Genomic DNA, 16,408 nt, shown 5'->3' with positions numbered 1-16,408 from the left:
AAGTTTCTATAATCTTCTAGTAAAAAGGAGAATGTTTATGAAAAAATCTAGTATTATAGTGTTCTTACTAACGTATGGATTGTTTTATGTTTCTAGTGTTTTATTTCCTATTGATCGCATGTGGTACGCTGCGCTAGAAAAGCCGTCTTGGACACCTTCTGGTATGACAATCGGAATGATTTGGGCAGTATTATATGGACTGATTGCATTATCAGTTGCAATTATTTACAACAAATATGGATGTAAGCCAAAAACATTTTGGTTTGTATTCCTTTTAAATTATATGTTCAATCAAGCGTTCAGCTATTTTCAATTCAGTCAAAAAAATTTATTTTTAGCAACAGTAGATTGTTTACTAGTCGCTATTACTACGTTACATCTCATAGTGGTTTCTTCCCAATTATCTAAAGTATCGACATGGTTGCTAATTCCATATTTTTTATGGTCTGCCTTTGCTACATATTTATCTTGGACCATTTATAGTATAAATTAAAGACGTAAATAAAAACTTGAGCACAATAAAAATGCTCGAGTTTTTATGTGTATGAATGGTAATCTAAAATATAGAATATATACATCTTAGGGAGGTCATCTTTGTGAAGAAATGGATGAAAATTATTCTGTACTCTTTACTAGGTATTTTAATTATAGGAAGTATTACGTTTTTGACTTGGTCTCAGTTTACTTATAAACCAACGAAAGAGGCGTTGTCGTTAGTAGATGATAAAAAAGATGAAGATCATATCGTTTTTGGACAGAAAGATGCTAAAGTAGGGATTATTTTTTACCAAGGAGCTAAAGTAGAAGCTGAGGCTTATAGTTACTTAGGGGAAGCTCTTGCAAAAGATGGGCACTTTGTAGTGATGCCTAAGTTACCATTAAACTTAGCGATACTTGGAATCAATGCGGTAGACAGTGTAATGGAACAGTATCCTGAAGTTCAAAAATGGTATGTTGCAGGGCATTCAATGGGGGGAGCTATGATTTCTAAGTATGCCTTCCAACATGAAGACAAGGTAGACGGAATCATTTTCTTAGGCTCTTATCCTGCAGATGACTTCTCTACGAAATCGATTCCAATGTTATCAATTTATGGGGAAGTAGATGCTTTAGCAAATGTAGAAAAAATAGAGAAAAATAAAAAGTTCATGTCAAAGAATACAACTATGCACATGATAAAAGGTGGAAATCATGCTCATTTTGGCATGTACGGTGAGCAAAAAGGTGATAATGCAAGCTTAATTACGCCAAAAGCACAACGAGATGAAACTGTGAAAGTAATTGAACAATGGTTGTTAAAACAATGATAATGAATTTAATAAAGTGATCTAAAGAATTCTACTTCCTCAATATATCCTAATGGTAGGTTGGAGAGGTAATCAAGAGCCGGCTCATAAGAGTAGGCTCTTTTATTTAATTTCTACCTCTAATTGCTTTCTTATTTTCTCCGGAATATCCTTTTCAGAAATAACGTCGTAAGAATACACATACTTTCCTTTTACATGAATTTTTAAGTGAGTTTTTTTATAAAATCATTAGGGGTGCTAGTTCCTACTGTATATTCTTTCTCATTCTTTGATTTATCAACACCTTTTAGGGTATACATAGCTCGTCCTTTATGATGATAATCTGGAACACCATATCCCTTCGCAATGGCGTATACATTTTTTTCTTCAGCAATCGGATTAAATCTATCCAAATCCCCGCGTAATATGAAAGGTAATAAGTATATAGGTAGGCCTAATCCTATTGGGAAAAGTACAAATTTCTTCATGATCATTTCTCCTCTTGTTCATTTATATAATTCAGTATAGAAAAAAATTCTTATAAATATAGAGGGAAATTCCTTAAGGTTTTCTTAATAAAGTTTAACTGCGTGAAAAAAGATTAACTTGAGTATTAAGCCTATGGAATGAATAGCCAAATAACCTGTTTTCTTTATTTTTTGATGGTAGGTTATTTGGTTTTATATTGTTATGGGTGAATTAAGAAATAAGTGAGATTTAGGAACTAGAATAAATGTATCTTACAGTAATAGGAGAATTATCTAAATAAATTATAGTGAGAACAATTAAAGAAGGCATCTATCGGGGTGCTTTTTTCTTTTGGAATAGAGAACCTCATGGGTCAGTTACATGTAATGCAGCGCTGTGCTTCTATGTCGTTGGAAAATCCAATGATCAAAAAAGAGGCTTGTCTTCCAAACGAATTGTTATTTGTAACACTGTTATCAAAGCAAAGTGCTCGTGACATTTCTTTGATATTCAAAAACATTAATAACCTATTGCATGAAGTTTTTTGAAAATTTAGGTTTAACATCTTTAAAATAGGTGTATTACATATTACATAACAACTAAATAAGAAAATAAAAAACTAAGGGAGGAAAAATACAATGCATAAGAATGAAAGAAAACCGGTGGTTCATGAATATGAAAATGAACAGGAAGTAGTTATGAAAGTAAAAGAGCTAGAATTGCAAGGGATTCACCAAGATGACATTTACGTCTTAACACATGAAAAACATCTAACAAAAAAGATTGCGGATGATACAAACACAAATACGATTGGAGTAAAAGAACAAGGATTGGGAACAAGTATTATCAACTTTTTCTCCAAAAAAGGGGACGAACTTCGAAATCAAATGGAAGAAATGGGGTTGTCGAAGGAGGAAGCTAACTTATATGAAGAAAAACTAGATCAAGGGAGAATTTTACTCCTAGTAACAGCTGAAACACCAACGGCGAGTGATAGGCAGCCGCAAAACTATCATTCTCTCTAATAGATTGCAACATCTGATAAATAGGTAAGGTAATACTAACTTGCTATTTTAAGAAAAAATTGAAATAGGCTACATTTTAGGTTGTAGCATGGAAGAAAATAAAAGTAGAGAAGGGTGAGAAAAATGAAACATACAATATTTAAATATGCTGTGATTGGGATTACGACCGGAGTCATGGTTTCCCTATTAAAAAAAGAAAATCGGAAAGCTATACAAACAAAAGGAAAAAGCGTAAAAGACAAACTACAAGAAGGAAACATAAAGGAAACATTAGAGAAGGTAACTGAGACAAGTAAACAATTCTCTGTAACTGCAGCTAATGTTGCAAAACAAACATTACCACAACTACTTACAGCCACACCAGTTGTCATTTCTACTATTAAAGACTTAACAGAAAACGAAAATAATAAAAAGAAAAAAGATGAAAAGGATTACGAAATAAATCAAAATAGTAAGGACATAGATGAGGAAAAAACGAAAAATGAAAAGAAATATATGAAAGAAGGGAAAGAAGAGAGTGCTTAGATTTAATTCTAAAAAGAGAAAGTGAGGAAAAAAGTATGAAATCTCTGTATGCAATTGATGTAGGAATTGGCTTTACCAAGCGGGCATATCGACAGGATGTAGATTCTGAGATGACGATTAAGAGTGAAGCTTCCACACTAGCCCCTGTACCTAATCATGCTGAAAGTGACGATTTAACAAAGGTAAGTTTTATAGACTTAGACTTTGCATACTACATGGGAAATGAAGCACATCAATCTGACGCTTCATTTCTTCCTCCATTTGACGAAGAAATAGAAAATTATTATGAAAGCGAACAGTTTAAACAACAAATATTTGGTTGCATTGCAAAGGATTATAAAGAAAATGTCGTGTTACCTTTAGTTGTTACCGGGCTTCCCGTTACTTGTTTTGGTAGTCAGCATGAGCAATTACAACGTGCACTAAAAAAAGAAACTTCCGTGCAAATTGATGGGAAATTTATTAATATTACGGTGGAAAATGCTTTGATTCTTCAGCAACCGGTCGCTTTACATGCCTATTTCTTAAAAGAGGGAATCATTGAGGAACGAGATCGTATCTTAATTATTGATGGTGGATTTCGTACATTAGAAATGACAGATATGAAACAGAATGTTATTTTAAATCATTATGAGACGGAACTAGGATGTAGCAAGCCTTTGAAAAATATTAAGAATATCCTGCAGAATCATGCAGGGGAAAGTGATCACTTGCATATTAACGACATGCCAAAAATATTAGAAAAAGGATATGGAGGTCGAGAAGAAAATCATCAAACAAATCAGGTTGCTACTTTGATTCAAAAAGAGTTGGATACACACTTCCAAGACGTTATGCGTGTATTACAAGAACAATTTAAGCTAGACCAGTATGACACTATTATTTGGACAGGAGGAATAGTAGATATCCACAAAAAACGAATTGAAAAAATGCAAGGTGAAATTTCTTCTTTCCGTATGGTAGATGCTTCGAAAGAGGCTGCACTTCATGGATACTATATGATTGGAAGTCAAGTATTTGACGACATCACCAATCAATCTGCATATGAATCCAAATTATAATAACGACTGAAATGGAGTTCGTTGAATAGACTTGCCAAATTATGTAGCTTCTGTTCCACATATAATAAATTCTTTATAAGAAAAGATAAAAATAGCTAATATATAGGGGGTCTTCCTTGTAACAGAATAAGACCTCCTATGCCATTTAGTTTGTAATTTAGATGATCTAAAAACTTTTCCTCCAAGACATGAATACCTACATACAAATTTCATATTACGGATATGATTCGATCGAACATAAAACTATTCAGAAAGGAAGAATAATATGGAATACATAAAAATGCCGAAATGGAATTGGTATCATGTGGAAACTAGTGAGCTTGAAAAACTTTCTTCTATAATCCCTCGTGATGTAACATCTTATTTCTCTCAATTTGTAAAGAAAATAATTTCTCCTTGTGAAAATGGATTATATGTTTATACGTTATCACCAAGTCAAACTTGCGTATATGGTTCGTTTTTATATGATCAAGATAAAAAGGACGCCAAAATTCAAAAATTCCTTCATTATTTCGTAGCTCATGGAATACTGATAACGGTCCAGGAAAAAGAGGAAGAGAATTTTCGAAAATTAATACATAATTTTCCTATAGGTATAAAAAATTGTAATAGTTCCGCTGAAGGAATATGTGCTATCTTATCAATATTTATATCTCACTATTTACGAAAGGTTGACTATTTTGAAAACAATTTCAGAAATGTGTTATGGGATTTTTATCATCATAATAACATAGCGGTTTTAGAAAGAATTTATCATATTCGTCATGAATTATTTATGAATACACATGTGTTTCGCTTAATACAAGAAGTGTTACAAGGCTTGGAGGAAGCTTGGTTAGAAAATATAACAAAAACTCTTTGTTATAAACAAACAAACTTGAAATTAGAGCGTGGATTACAACTCGTTAAAGAGTACCAAGAAGAATTAGACACGATGATTCATTTACAAGAAGTTGTTTCTTCTCATCGTGGGAATGAAATTATGAAAGCTCTTACTGTATTAACTGCTGTGAGTACGCCTTTGACAGCCTTAGGAGCATTGTGGGGTATGAATTTTAAATACATGCCTGAACTAGAATGGAAATATAGCTATTTAATCGCTCTCTTATTTATTATTTTCACAACAGGGGGTATGTATTTCTATATGCGAGTCAAGGGATGGACAGGTGATTTATTACGAGTAAAGAAAAAGAAATCTTTTTTTAAATCTAATTAGTCCTGTTTATAAAAAATATGATAGATATTAACTAGAAATATGGTTAGTAATATTTATTAATAGGGGTAGCGCCACATCGCTATCAAGCTAATAAAACAAAATCCCCCCTAAAATAAAAAATACGCTATTCTTTCTGTAGAATCATAGGAAAGGATAACGTATTTTTTGATTTCTTCTATTCAATGTGTACGTTAATATTTACGCATGATGTGATGACTTATATTAACCTTTTATTGTTACTAAGGTAGGAGATATACCAAAAATAGGATTATAAAGTACATTTTTCTTGAGTGGCTCCAAAAGTAAAGAATCGTTGCCTTCCCCCTTAAACGGTTAACTACACCCAATTTTTTTCTATTTTGACGACATGCTCAGCGCTGTGGAAAAATAAGTTTATTTTCTGTTCCTAAAAGCAGCCTTTGTATATTTTCCATATGCCTGAAAATAACCATAAACGCCATTAGGAATGCAAATATATAAAAATATAAGGTATTCTCAAAAACAGGAATAAATGAAATGACCGCGACAAGCAATGTAGCACATATTGTACCTAAAGAGACATAACGGGTTAAAGCTACTATTATCACAAAAAAGCCAAGGCATAAAAGGGCCATAACCCAGTCAATCATAAACAGTACAGCCACTGCTGTAAGTGCTCCCTTGCCTCCTTTAAACCCAAAATATACCGGCCAGTTATGCCCTATAACCGCCCCTGCGCCCGCCGCTAAAAGGCTTACGCAATCTTTAGCCTCGCCCGAATAAAAGTAAACGCTAAGGAACAAGCCTATATAACAGGCAATTACCCCTTTTAATATATCTCCCGCAAGAACAAACACTGCAGCAGATTTCCCAAGTACCCTTAGAGTATTGGTAAGCCCCGCGCTTTTGCTTCCATGGCTTCTTATATCCTTGCCGTATATTTTCCCTACAATCACCGCTGTATTAAGGCTTCCTAAAAGATAACCAAAAACTAAGGCCGCAAAAATCTTTAAAATATCAATCATCCCTCTTCTCCCTTTACATTATTCTAAATTTCTTTTTTTCTACATCAATACAGGGTTTTAGCATTGTTCTTCTCCAGAAAATTTTTCAATAAACTTCTACTTATTCATTCAAGTTAAAAGGGCATCTACAATAAGGACGCCGCGCATGACTGAATAGCCAGAAAAATGACAGATAAAAAATCCTTCTTTAGTTACAACATTTTGGATCTAAACTGCACGCTTTCCTTCTTCTACTTCAATGATCCGATCAATTAATAAAAGGGGATAACGATGGGGAGTAATTTCTTCAATTTGTTGAATATTGAGCATGAATGTCTCTCCTTTATATCATAGCTAGATATTTTAGTTAGTTTAATTTCCAGAAATAAAATGTTTGAAAATCGACAATAATTAGTATCTAGTACTATTATTTGAGTATATAACTAAGTGTTAAAATAGTAAAGGAGGATAAATGTATGCAATCAAAAGCAAGAATTACAGCTATTGGTACCTATGTACCTGAAAAAAAACTGACCAATGATGATTTAGAAAAATTAGTAGATACAAATGATGCATGGATTGTACAAAGAACTGGGATGAAGAAAAGAAGAATTACTGGTGATAGCGAATATGCCTCTACATTAGCTTTTAAAGCTATTGAAAACTTAGTGGAACGTTATTCCGCCTGTTCAATCTCCTACAGCAAAACGGGCGAAAATCACATCGTTATGAGAAGAAAAGAGTCTTTGATATATTAGGTGTCGTTTACAATTGTACCCTGTCTGATAATCAAGTCGCTTAAAGTAAAAAAAATGAAACCCGTTAGGGTTTATTTCGTATGCAAAGCTTTAAATTCCCTATACGTAGTTTTTAGAAAAAAGAAACAACCCCTACTATAATTGACATCGCTATCAACCTAAGTGCCAGGATAGGAATGTATAAAAAATGCATAGATCGATAGAACAAAGAAAAGAGGTTCCCTTGTAAGTGGAAGATTCTTCCTTGGCCTTACTAATGATGCGCTATGTTAACTGCATATGTATAGAGTATACAGCTAAAAAAGTACAATACATCGCTTCTTCTAAATGGTACAATTAGGGAAAAGGGGTGGAAGAATATGTATGATTACAAATTTGTGGAAGTCGAAATTAATGGATGGAAAGGGCAACCCAAAGAAGATTATAAGCGTATTATTATCGAACATGCTGAGGATGGTTGGGAATTTGTTCAAGTCCTTACTCTAACAATCTCAGGATATACGACTTCTATGGAGATTATTTTCAAACGAACCAAAGAACTTCTTTAAAAAACGAAAGAGGTTTGCCTTAAATTAAATACAAAAAGAACTGAAATATTTTTGTATTTAATTATTATCGATTTAACTTATAAGACAAATAAGCTAATATTAATCAACTTCCAACAACGATGATTAGGTAAAATAAACGATATTCGTAGTGGCGAATAAAACGGAAGCAAATAAAAAAGTGGAAAGAATAGAAAAAGCATTTTAAAACAAAGGGGTATATGTCAATGAAACGTAAAATTTTATCTTTTTTAGTAGTTCCAATGTTAATGTTAACTGGGGTTGGATGTGAGACAAAGGTTAAGAAAGATGAAGCAATGGAAGCTTCTGTTAAACAGAATAAAAAAGAAGACTTCAGTAAGAACCTAGAATATTTAATGAAAGATTTCTCCGAACAATCTAAGGAAATAGAAGGTATTGTAAAAAGTAGCAAGTCAATGAAGAAAAAGTCAGAAAAGTTAAAAGAAGTATCTAAACCCTACTTAGAGTTAGTGGACAAAATAAGTAAGTTAGAGTATGAAGAAAAAGATCACCCAGTACAACATAATGTAGGTGTAGCGATGATTCATGTAAAAGATGGGGTTGCAATCATACAAGAAGGTTTAGATAAGGGTAAAGAAAATGAAGTTGATGCTGGGGTTGAAAGATTAGAGACTGCTTCTAAGTTAATTGATAAAGCAAACAAAGAATTGAAAAAATCTAAGTAACCTAACTATAGGGGAGTGTGAAAGAAAAAAGTTTATGTTAGTGGCGAAGTTAAATGATCTAATAGAAAATAAAAAGTTACAATTAGTAGAACTGGTAATTAAACATGGTTTTAGTTATACGAAAGTCCTCCATTTAAGTCAGGAAATTGATAAATTAATTAATAAATATATGATTATAAAAAAAGGAACCCTATAATAGTAGGGTTCAAAGGGAACAGATACATAAAATAAATAAAGAGAATAATTTAATTATATAAGAAGATTGATACTGTAATATTGAGAAAGTGTAAAAACTGAATTAATTATTTTCGTTTGAAAAGTGATGTGATTACTATTTTAAAATTAAGAACAGATTTAATAGAGAAAGCAATTAAACTAAAACATATAAAAGAAGACACTAATGTTAGTAAACAGGATGTAAATATTGCATTTAATTTATATGAAGAGTTACAAAAAATAGATGAAGCTAAGAAATTTAAATTTTATCCTTATAATGAAAAGCAAGCCAGTGAATTTTCACTATCTGATTTCTCGAAAGACGCTAAAATAATTCCTCGTTTTAGAAGTGCTGCCTATAATTGAATTATTTAAGAAAGTGGGAAAGTTACCCCTAACTAGGGAGAATGATGACTTTATAGAGTATCTTGAAGATTGTTTTATTACTTATATCTCAGGGTTAGAGAGCATTTGTAGTGCAACATTAGAAACAGTGATTACTAAAAAGGATTTGGAGCTTGTAAAGGATTTGTGTAATGGGATTATTAATTCTTTAAAAGAATATTATAGAGGTTTTCCGTCAAAGGCTTTTATAGAATTTCGTAGAGTTTTATTAAATAACGTGTCTATACCAAATCATTTCAATGATAAAAAAACACATCAAAACTTTGACAATGAATTCCTCTATAAAATGCGAGTCGGTACCGATCATGTATTTACAAGTAAAGAAATGTTTCATATTCCGTTAGAACTTCGGGGAATAGTCAGCACAAATAGATACAGTATTCCTGGGTTACCATGTATCTATTTAGGAAGCTCAACCTTTAACCTGCTGGGAAGAACTTAATAAACCTGATTTAAATACGGTTCAGACTTCAGTATTTAAATCAGATGATATAAGTTATATAGATTTATCTACACCACCTGTTGTTTTTATAGATGAGATAATTAAGAAATTCCACGATTACGGTACAATTATGAAAAAACGTTTATTTGCGAAGGAGTTAAATGAACCAAATGAAGTAATTTCTTATCTAATTATTTGGCCTTTAATGGCAGCGTGTTCTGTACGTGTAAAAAATACGACTGACACATTCAAACCAGAATATATTATCCCACAACTATTATTGCAATTTATAAGGTATGATGAATTTTTTGATGGCGTAAGTTACTTCTCAACTAAAGTGGATAACTATTCTGCTGCAACAGCCGTACTTTATAAAAATTTTGCTTTTCCAGTTCAGGATGGAGCAACTAAAGGTCTTTGTTCAAAATTACAAAGTAAATTTGATGTTTCCGATGCAGTACTGTGGAATATGTTTCAGTTATATAAGGATTCACATCATTGTCTCCCCAATGAGGGAGAGAAACGAGTTGAACATGAATTCATTAATGGAATGAGTTTATTATATTCTTCAACAGATTTTAGTAAGCTTGAAACTTTTTTACAGAACAAATTTTTATTAGAAAGATCTAATTGACATTAGTCTAGAATGTGGGAAGGTATTCAATCTATAGATTCAAATGTTTAGGAGACTAAATGAATTTGTGATATATTTTTAAAGTAGTGCACAAGTGCAAAATCACAAAAAGATCACCTATGAAATTTTGTAGGTGGTCTTTTCATGTTCGTTAAATAAACTTTTGTTCCAAATAGTCCAGATGTTTTTTTGCGTATTTTCAATAGATAAAACTATATGAAAAAATAAGTGAAAAAGTGGAGGGTTATTTGTCTAAAAATATAGAATTTTTTAACAAAAATTCGTAATTATGTTATATAATGATGTTAACAAACCATATTTTAGGAATTACCCCCGATTGTGTAGAATAAATAATTTTTCGATGAGCTAAAGTATTTGGCTAAAAGAACTTGTAGCGGGGCCTTGCTACAAGTTCTTTTATTTTTTCAGTAAAGGAAAATAAGAAAAAAGAAGGGGACACGAGTATGATCGGAAATTTAAAGAAAGCAGCATTGAATTCGTTAGATGGGAAATGGGGATAGGTATAGGAGTATCAGCTTTATTCTATTTTGTACCAACCTTAAGTGCATCAGCAATCGCCTTTTTTATGTATTTAATATTTGTACTGTTTATCGGGATAATTGGCCCTGATGCATTATTTATTTATCCAATAGGTGGGCAACCACAAGTAGATCCAGTAGTACTTGCTGTACTTATTCTAAGTTATATTGGTTTAGGTGTGGTATGTTTCCTAATTTATAGTCTCATACAAGGTATCTTCAATTATGGATATTCTGTTTTTACTTTACACTTAGGGAAAAAAGAAGATGCTAAGGTAGACGATGTATTTTCGGGATTTAAAAAGAAGAATGTGTTTAAATCAATGAAATTGGGGCTGTTGCAAGCTATTTTTCTTTTTTTATGGAGTCTCTTATTAATTGTTCCAGGTATTATTAAATATTTTTCTTATTCCATGTCGTATTACATATTAGTAGAGAATCTTGATTATACAGCAAGTGAAGCATTGAGAGAAAGTAAAAGAATAATGAAAGGACAAAAGCTAAAGTTATTTGTTCTTTGGTTATCATTTATAGGATGGTTTTTATTAGCCGCATTTATAGGGATGTTTACATTTAATCTATCATTTATTTTTATTTCTCCTTATTACAACACAACTGTCTCACATTTTTACTTAGATTTAATTAAAAAGCAGGATATTGGAGAAGCGAAGGTAAGTATATAAATAGAAAAAAAGTATGGTTAAGGTGAAAAATATAATATTAAAAGTCTTAAGCTACTGGTTATATCCTGATTATTATGATTTGAGTAAGGATACCGCAAACGTATTGCAAGTTAGATAGAATAGGTGTAGCACTACATCACTTGTAAGCTACGGTTATAAAGTCCTCCTGAACAAAGAATATCCCTTTACAATTATTTATGAGTATTTAGTTCAGCTTTATCAAGCATATACTTACCTACCGTTTACTTTTAATATATTATAGTAAAGACAGAAATCGGTTATGGCTATAATTCTATATAGGCTTTTTCTCCACCTGGAATCTTGAATGTATTTACATCAAATTCTTTAATTATATATATCTTTATCGCTTCAAAATCCTTACCAAAAGCGAGAGATGGATTTTTTAAGAAATATATTATTTTTTCCTTGTCATAGATTCGGGCTGTAATTATTTCTTTGTCCGAGTGAAACGATAAATTGACTCCTTTGTAAAAATATTCGTAGTATCCCTCTTCATCCTGCTCACTCTTATCTTCAAAAGGAACAGATTCAATATAATATATAGTGCCATTTACATATGTTGATTTCATACAGCATTACTCCCTTTTCAAGAATATCCATAAGAAATTATATAGTCTCTGTCTATTATACAAAAAATAGGGAATCTACTTTTAAAATTTTAAATAATATATAGGATCAAATTAAAATCTTTATATTATTTTTTATATTACTTTATTAACTTTGTACAATTGTGTAATTTGTCATAGAAAAAGACGTATTACAATGAGTTGCAGTGAAGAGGAATATTCCTTGAGAATATAAAAAAAGAAAATCAATCTAGAAAGGCAATCTAGTTCGATTTTCTTTTATTGGATTTTTAATTAATGCATTTTTACTCTTAAAATAAAATTCTCAACGATTGGATTATTCTTTACATCCTCAAAATCGGGTCTAATCTTAAAGTCAAATTCATTTGTTATATTGTCCAATGTATAAAGGTTTGTTCCATCTACACTTGTATGAGGGGCAATATATCCTTTTTGATCCCAATTCCCTTTGAAATCTGATGGTATTGTACTTTTACCGTTTTGTTCTATTTTAGCTCCAGGTGCACCGGAAAAAATAGTTTGGTTTGTAGTGTTATTAATTGTGTATTTTACACGAACGATATTATCAGTTTGTTCAACTTTATGAACTGTAACAATAATTCCATGTTGTTCTAAAGTAACACTTGTAGCCGATTGCTCTTGATTTTGATTCGGTTTTTGTTGATTACTGTTAGAATTATTATTCGAATTATTACTACTATTAGTGTCCCATTCATTACCTGTATTAGTGTTGTTATTCACGTTACTATTACCATTAGAATTGTTTGAATTGCTGTTACTGTTATTATTGCCATTAGAGTTATTTGAATTGCTATTGTCGTTATTATTGCCATTAGAGTTGTTTGAATTGCTGTTACTGTTATTATTGCTATTAGAGTCATTTGAGTTGCTATTACTGTTATTATTGCTTGATTCACTATTGTTATTGTTTTGTTGTTTACTAGATTCCGCATTTGTTTTTTCTTTATTATCAGTTACACCACAAGCTGCCATAGAAAATGCTAATCCAGTTGCCAACAAAATTTTCCCCGATTTTTTCTTCAAATATTTCATGATATTTTTGTCTCTCCCTCTCCAAACCCTTTGGTCATGTTAAAAAGGAATGTAAATTACTTCTATAGGCCCCTAGAAAATTCCTTTATATGTATAATATTTTACAGGAAGTTACAAATTGAGTCAAAGGAATTTGCGCAATTCCGAAAATTAAATTGGTTATATTGATATATAATTAATTCGGGTTTTACCCAATAATGAGTTGTTTGGAAGGTAAGGATAATTATAATTTATATCCATTGGGTTGCATTTATTTTACAATGAAAAAAGCCCTTGGCATAGGACTAGACTGGTGTAGTTAAAGATTTAGGACCAGTTGTAAATAGCTCCATTAATCTGAAACATTCCATTGATGAGGCAAAACCTGGGATAGAGGAACTTGTACAAGTAACGCGAAAAAACGCTCCAATTATTGCGCAAGATTTACAAGCATTGGATGCGAAAGTCCCAGGATTCTTCACAGATTTCAACATGGGATTAGCTCTTGCAAATACATTTATGGACTCCGCTAATAGAATAGCAAGTCATAAGATTGATGTATCTACTGCTGCCATCAATGTTGGAAATATTGACTTGAGTAATGCACTACGTGAATTAGGTGGCGATCCATCTAGAGTATATGATCGTAAGAATGATGGAGATGTATCATTCGTATTGGGTATGACGCCTATAATTGGTACAGGAAAAGAAATTGGACAACTCATCAAAGGGGAAGACTTAGTAACAGGTCAAAAATATGATCCAGAAGATTATGTATGGGGTACATTGGCTGTCGTATCTGGTGGTACAACACGGGTTATCGGTAAAGTTGTAGGGAAGGCTGGAGACCTTGAGAAGAAAGGTAAGGCTTTAGAAGCGGCAGCCAAGAGTACAAAATTCACGAAATATCCTACGGGTTTTGATGAAGTCGCTCAATATATAAAACAAAATAAGAAATTACCGGATAATTTCATCACAAAGCAACAAGCTGAGGCTTTAGGATGGGATAGAAAGAAAGGAAATCTCCACGAAGTAGCTCCAGGAAAAAGTATTGGTGGAAATGTTTACTATAATAATGAAAGGCTATTACCGAACGCTCCAAATAGGACTTGGTATGAAGCGGATATTAATTATTCATCAGGGTATCGAGGTAATGATAGAATTCTTTATTCTAATGATGGATTAGTATATAAAACTTCTGATCATTATAAAACGTTTACCGAAGTAAAATAGGAAATAGAGGGATTAAATTTATGGATATAGTAAAATTGGATGGAAGAACACTTACTAGTAAAGAAGTATTGCACAAAACATTAAAAAAACAATTAGATTTCCCTAGTTTTTATGGGGAAAATGCAGATGCTTTGTGGGACTGTTTAACTGGATTTATAGGTCTTCCTATAACAATAGAATGGGAATTTTTCGAGAGTACTCAAAAAATGTTAGGACCTTATGCGGATTTAATTTTAAAAATATTTCAAGATGCACAAAATGAAATGCAAGGTAAATTCTATATTGTTGTAAAATGATCTTAGGTAAAATAAAAACTGTGGAAATATTTAATTTCCACGGTTTTTCTTCTTAAGAAATATTTATTGTTGTTCTAAATTTCTTATATAAGATTTTACAGCTTGCAATAAGAATTCTTCCTGTCCCATACCATTATCCGCTGCCATGTGCACTACTTTCTGCTTAAATTCATGATCTGCATGAAAAGTTAATGGCTCTACATTACTTTTAAAGTAAATTCCTTCAACATGTGGAAGTATCGTACCGGATTTCATATGAGAATGTAAGTATTTAATCTCTTCTTGAAATTGCAATGGATCAACTTGTAATACGAAAGGTTTAATTTCTAATTTAATAGTATCAGATGAAACACTCAATCGCATATTTGTGACACCTAGCTCTTTATAAAATAAATTTATTAGATTATAAGTAATGGAATTAAATAGCTGAGGTTTTTTAAATGAAAAAGATAAATACCCTCGTTTTGTAATTACAGCTTGCTTACGGAAAGGTTCAAAGGAGTAATCATGTTCTTTATACGTGGATAGAAGGGAAATTTCTTCGTCTTCTGTAAGAATCTTGCCGTCTGCTCCATTGACTTCTATTACTCTCGCTATTTTTCCGGTATGTTGATGTGTTAATAATTGAAATAAATATATATCTTCGTCTTGAATCTTAGCAATGAATGTTTTTCGCTCTTTTGATGTAGTTTTTTCATAAGTAAGTTGAAAAGTTTCAAGGTCCTCTTTATCAATGATATATACTTCTTTTCCGCGCTTTTCAATCTTTGAAGCAGGTAGTTTTCCAGATTTGATATATGTAAAAACAATAAGAAAGTGATTCCCTATTGATAAAAAATATATTCAATCAAAAGTACTTTTGTAGTTAAGTTTAGTGACAGCTTGTAAATTAGGAGCTACACTTGGAATAGATAATAGATACATTAGCACGTGCGATTGGCGCTGTCAGTGAAGAGAGCCAATCCCTCAATGATTAATAGTTGAAGCAAACGGATTTTTAGAATTAGGTATTTTCCTAATTAATTTCATTGCTATTTCCTATTTTGGGAGTGGGAGTCTTACTGTTTAATTTGAGGTTTAGGAAAATAAAAGAGCGTGTTTAAAGTAGGAAAACAGGCTTTAAAAGCTTAAATAAGAATTAAAAGTATGAATGTATTTTTGGATGAAGAGGTGGGGGAATTGGGATATTTAATTTTAGCATTTATGTTTGCAGTTAGCGTATATTTCCTAGTTTTTGATAATCCTTATATAACTATATTCATTATATTTCTCATCATGGTAGGGAAGTCACTATATGACAACAGAAAGAACAGGGAATAATCAGGGATACAGAGAGAGTATGTGAGTAAAATAGTGAAATATTGATACATTTTAATCATAAAGTAGGTGATGTTCGAAAATGGTTTTTGAAAATGTTAGTACGATGGGTGTGCTTGTTTTTCTATTTTTGATGATTTATCTTGCGACGGATCCTAAAGATGTAAGTTTGCTTACAATCCCAGCTTACTTCGGTGGAATGTGGGTCACTAATTGGCTTAATGAAAATGGATTTCAAGGTACCTTTATGTATATGAGTTGGATAGCAGTCTACGTCATTTTAATGTTTTACCTTATATTCGCTTCCATTCGTTTAGGCATACGTAACATAAAATATATTAAAGAGAAAATAAGAAAACGTAGAGCTATAAAAAAATAACGTAAAGAAAGACCGTCCTCACAGGCGGTTTTATTGTTATACTGAAGTGC

18 protein-coding genes and 7 pseudogenes are annotated in these 16,408 nt (G+C 31.8%); 18 read left to right on the top strand and 7 right to left on the bottom strand.

Annotated elements, in window-relative coordinates:
- The first annotated feature begins 37 nt into the window (after positions 1-37).
- Both FS742_RS07975 and FS742_RS07970 read left to right on the top strand, forming a co-directional pair.
- Positions 38-493, top strand: a complete 456-nt coding sequence (locus tag FS742_RS07975; protein WP_144611879.1) for a TspO/MBR family protein — start codon at positions 38-40, stop codon at positions 491-493.
- Between the two features lie 103 nt (positions 494-596).
- Positions 597-1,307, top strand: a complete 711-nt coding sequence (locus FS742_RS07970; protein WP_144611878.1) for an alpha/beta hydrolase — start codon at positions 597-599, stop codon at positions 1,305-1,307.
- A gap of 102 nt (positions 1,308-1,409) precedes the next feature.
- Here FS742_RS07970 and FS742_RS07965 read toward each other — a convergent pair.
- Both FS742_RS07965 and FS742_RS27970 read right to left on the bottom strand, forming a co-directional pair.
- Positions 1,410-1,774 (bottom strand): annotated as a pseudogene (locus FS742_RS07965) (YxeA family protein).
- 353 nt (positions 1,775-2,127) lie between these two features.
- On the bottom strand, positions 2,128-2,274 hold the full coding sequence (locus tag FS742_RS27970; RefSeq protein ID WP_144611877.1) for an acyl dehydratase: 147 nt from the start codon (positions 2,272-2,274) through the stop codon (positions 2,128-2,130).
- 118 nt (positions 2,275-2,392) lie between these two features.
- Here FS742_RS27970 and FS742_RS07955 point away from each other — a divergent pair, with 118 nt between their 5' ends.
- The 4 genes from FS742_RS07955 (at position 2,393) to FS742_RS07940 (ending at position 5,581) form a co-directional block, all read left to right on the top strand.
- Positions 2,393-2,779: a YflT domain-containing protein gene (locus FS742_RS07955; RefSeq protein WP_144611876.1), complete on the top strand. Its 387-nt coding sequence runs from the start codon at positions 2,393-2,395 to the stop codon at positions 2,777-2,779.
- 123 nt (positions 2,780-2,902) lie between these two features.
- Entirely contained in the window at positions 2,903-3,304 is a 402-nt protein-coding gene (locus FS742_RS07950; RefSeq protein ID WP_144611875.1) for a peptidase U61, read from the top strand.
- A gap of 35 nt (positions 3,305-3,339) precedes the next feature.
- Positions 3,340-4,365: a ParM/StbA family protein gene (locus FS742_RS07945; RefSeq protein WP_144611874.1), complete on the top strand. Its 1,026-nt coding sequence runs from the start codon at positions 3,340-3,342 to the stop codon at positions 4,363-4,365.
- 265 nt (positions 4,366-4,630) lie between these two features.
- Positions 4,631-5,581 (top strand): magnesium transporter CorA family protein, encoded by a 951-nt coding sequence (locus tag FS742_RS07940; protein WP_144611873.1) that lies wholly within the window; start codon positions 4,631-4,633, stop codon positions 5,579-5,581.
- A 371-nt stretch (positions 5,582-5,952) separates the two neighbouring features.
- Here the strand turns inward: FS742_RS07940 and plsY are convergent, their stop codons facing one another.
- On the bottom strand, positions 5,953-6,585 hold the full coding sequence (gene plsY, locus FS742_RS07935) for a glycerol-3-phosphate 1-O-acyltransferase PlsY (RefSeq protein ID WP_070174394.1): 633 nt from the start codon (positions 6,583-6,585) through the stop codon (positions 5,953-5,955).
- A 117-nt stretch (positions 6,586-6,702) separates the two neighbouring features.
- A pseudogene (locus FS742_RS07930) lies at positions 6,703-6,894 on the bottom strand (hotdog family protein); the annotation flags it as partial.
- Positions 6,895-7,040: 146 nt separating this feature from the next.
- Here FS742_RS07930 and FS742_RS07925 point away from each other — a divergent pair.
- From FS742_RS07925 to FS742_RS07885, 9 genes and pseudogenes are all read left to right on the top strand, one after another.
- Positions 7,041-7,244, top strand: a pseudogene (locus tag FS742_RS07925) (ketoacyl-ACP synthase III); the annotation flags it as partial.
- Positions 7,226-7,366, top strand: a pseudogene (locus FS742_RS07920) (IS4 family transposase); the annotation flags it as partial. The pseudogenes FS742_RS07925 and FS742_RS07920, both read left to right, overlap by 19 nt.
- Before the next feature lie 315 nt (positions 7,367-7,681).
- Positions 7,682-7,870, top strand: coding sequence for a DUF4177 domain-containing protein (locus tag FS742_RS07915; protein ID WP_061682331.1), 189 nt, complete (start codon positions 7,682-7,684; stop codon positions 7,868-7,870).
- A gap of 218 nt (positions 7,871-8,088) precedes the next feature.
- Positions 8,089-8,574: a hypothetical protein gene (locus FS742_RS07910; protein ID WP_144611872.1), complete on the top strand. Its 486-nt coding sequence runs from the start codon at positions 8,089-8,091 to the stop codon at positions 8,572-8,574.
- Between the two features lie 34 nt (positions 8,575-8,608).
- Entirely contained in the window at positions 8,609-8,770 is a 162-nt protein-coding gene (locus FS742_RS28260; protein ID WP_144611871.1) for an aspartyl-phosphate phosphatase Spo0E family protein, read from the top strand.
- Positions 8,771-8,898: 128 nt separating this feature from the next.
- Positions 8,899-9,156 carry a hypothetical protein gene (locus FS742_RS07900; RefSeq protein WP_260869638.1) on the top strand — a complete coding sequence of 86 codons (258 nt, stop codon included), beginning with the start codon at positions 8,899-8,901 and terminating at the stop codon, positions 9,154-9,156.
- Positions 9,157-9,169: 13 nt separating this feature from the next.
- Complete coding sequence (locus tag FS742_RS07895; protein ID WP_144611869.1) at positions 9,170-9,637, top strand: hypothetical protein; 468 nt, start codon at positions 9,170-9,172, stop codon at positions 9,635-9,637.
- Between the two features lie 130 nt (positions 9,638-9,767).
- Positions 9,768-10,271 (top strand): hypothetical protein, encoded by a 504-nt coding sequence (locus FS742_RS27965; RefSeq protein ID WP_260869637.1) that lies wholly within the window; start codon positions 9,768-9,770, stop codon positions 10,269-10,271.
- A 464-nt stretch (positions 10,272-10,735) separates the two neighbouring features.
- Positions 10,736-11,493 (top strand): annotated as a pseudogene (locus FS742_RS07885) (DUF975 family protein).
- A 284-nt stretch (positions 11,494-11,777) separates the two neighbouring features.
- On the opposite strand, the gene FS742_RS07880 reads toward FS742_RS07885, so the two are convergent.
- Both FS742_RS07880 and FS742_RS07875 read right to left on the bottom strand, forming a co-directional pair.
- The gene (locus FS742_RS07880; protein ID WP_144611868.1) at positions 11,778-12,083 is read right to left on the bottom strand and encodes a hypothetical protein; all 306 of its coding nucleotides are present in this window, start codon (positions 12,081-12,083) and stop codon (positions 11,778-11,780) included.
- A 291-nt stretch (positions 12,084-12,374) separates the two neighbouring features.
- Positions 12,375-13,154, bottom strand: a complete 780-nt coding sequence (locus FS742_RS07875) for a hypothetical protein (protein ID WP_144611867.1) — start codon at positions 13,152-13,154, stop codon at positions 12,375-12,377.
- Between the two features lie 288 nt (positions 13,155-13,442).
- Between FS742_RS07875 and FS742_RS27960 the strand changes: the two are divergent.
- A pseudogene (locus tag FS742_RS27960) lies at positions 13,443-14,366 on the top strand (ribonuclease domain-containing protein); the annotation flags it as partial.
- 20 nt (positions 14,367-14,386) lie between these two features.
- Entirely contained in the window at positions 14,387-14,662 is a 276-nt protein-coding gene (locus FS742_RS07865; RefSeq protein ID WP_144611866.1) for a barstar family protein, read from the top strand.
- Between the two features lie 63 nt (positions 14,663-14,725).
- Here the strand turns inward: FS742_RS07865 and FS742_RS07860 are convergent.
- Positions 14,726-15,469, bottom strand: a pseudogene (locus tag FS742_RS07860) (helix-turn-helix domain-containing protein); the annotation flags it as partial.
- Positions 15,470-16,061: 592 nt separating this feature from the next.
- On the opposite strand from FS742_RS07860, the gene FS742_RS07855 reads away from it, so the two are divergent.
- Positions 16,062-16,358 carry a hypothetical protein gene (locus FS742_RS07855; RefSeq protein ID WP_144611865.1) on the top strand — a complete coding sequence of 99 codons (297 nt, stop codon included), beginning with the start codon at positions 16,062-16,064 and terminating at the stop codon, positions 16,356-16,358.
- Positions 16,359-16,408 lie beyond the last annotated feature (50 nt).

The sequence above is a fragment of the Bacillus cereus genome (assembly GCF_007678085.1).
Classification (GTDB): domain Bacteria; phylum Bacillota; class Bacilli; order Bacillales; family Bacillaceae_G; genus Bacillus_A; species Bacillus_A cereus_BE.
This window is presented reverse-complemented; position numbering and strand designations above follow the sequence as displayed.

What these genes read in the sequence shown, in the direction of transcription:
- FS742_RS07975 (WP_144611879.1), top strand. Translation starts at nt 38, where the DNA reads ATGAAAAAATCTAGTATTATAGTGTTCTTACTAACGTATGGATTGTTT.
- FS742_RS27970 (WP_144611877.1), bottom strand. Translation starts at nt 2,274, where the DNA reads ATGTTTTTGAATATCAAAGAAATGTCACGAGCACTTTGCTTTGATAAC.
- FS742_RS07955 (WP_144611876.1), top strand. Translation starts at nt 2,393, where the DNA reads ATGCATAAGAATGAAAGAAAACCGGTGGTTCATGAATATGAAAATGAA.
- FS742_RS07950 (WP_144611875.1), top strand. Translation starts at nt 2,903, where the DNA reads ATGAAACATACAATATTTAAATATGCTGTGATTGGGATTACGACCGGA.
- FS742_RS07945 (WP_144611874.1), top strand. Translation starts at nt 3,340, where the DNA reads ATGAAATCTCTGTATGCAATTGATGTAGGAATTGGCTTTACCAAGCGG.
- FS742_RS07940 (WP_144611873.1), top strand. Translation starts at nt 4,631, where the DNA reads ATGGAATACATAAAAATGCCGAAATGGAATTGGTATCATGTGGAAACT.
- plsY (WP_070174394.1), bottom strand. Translation starts at nt 6,585, where the DNA reads ATGATTGATATTTTAAAGATTTTTGCGGCCTTAGTTTTTGGTTATCTT.
- FS742_RS07915 (WP_061682331.1), top strand. Translation starts at nt 7,682, where the DNA reads ATGTATGATTACAAATTTGTGGAAGTCGAAATTAATGGATGGAAAGGG.
- FS742_RS07910 (WP_144611872.1), top strand. Translation starts at nt 8,089, where the DNA reads ATGTCAATGAAACGTAAAATTTTATCTTTTTTAGTAGTTCCAATGTTA.
- FS742_RS28260 (WP_144611871.1), top strand. Translation starts at nt 8,609, where the DNA reads ATGTTAGTGGCGAAGTTAAATGATCTAATAGAAAATAAAAAGTTACAA.
- FS742_RS27965 (WP_260869637.1), top strand. Translation starts at nt 9,768, where the DNA reads ATGAAAAAACGTTTATTTGCGAAGGAGTTAAATGAACCAAATGAAGTA.
- FS742_RS07880 (WP_144611868.1), bottom strand. Translation starts at nt 12,083, where the DNA reads ATGAAATCAACATATGTAAATGGCACTATATATTATATTGAATCTGTT.
- FS742_RS07875 (WP_144611867.1), bottom strand. Translation starts at nt 13,154, where the DNA reads ATGAAATATTTGAAGAAAAAATCGGGGAAAATTTTGTTGGCAACTGGA.
- FS742_RS07865 (WP_144611866.1), top strand. Translation starts at nt 14,387, where the DNA reads ATGGATATAGTAAAATTGGATGGAAGAACACTTACTAGTAAAGAAGTA.
- FS742_RS07855 (WP_144611865.1), top strand. Translation starts at nt 16,062, where the DNA reads ATGGTTTTTGAAAATGTTAGTACGATGGGTGTGCTTGTTTTTCTATTT.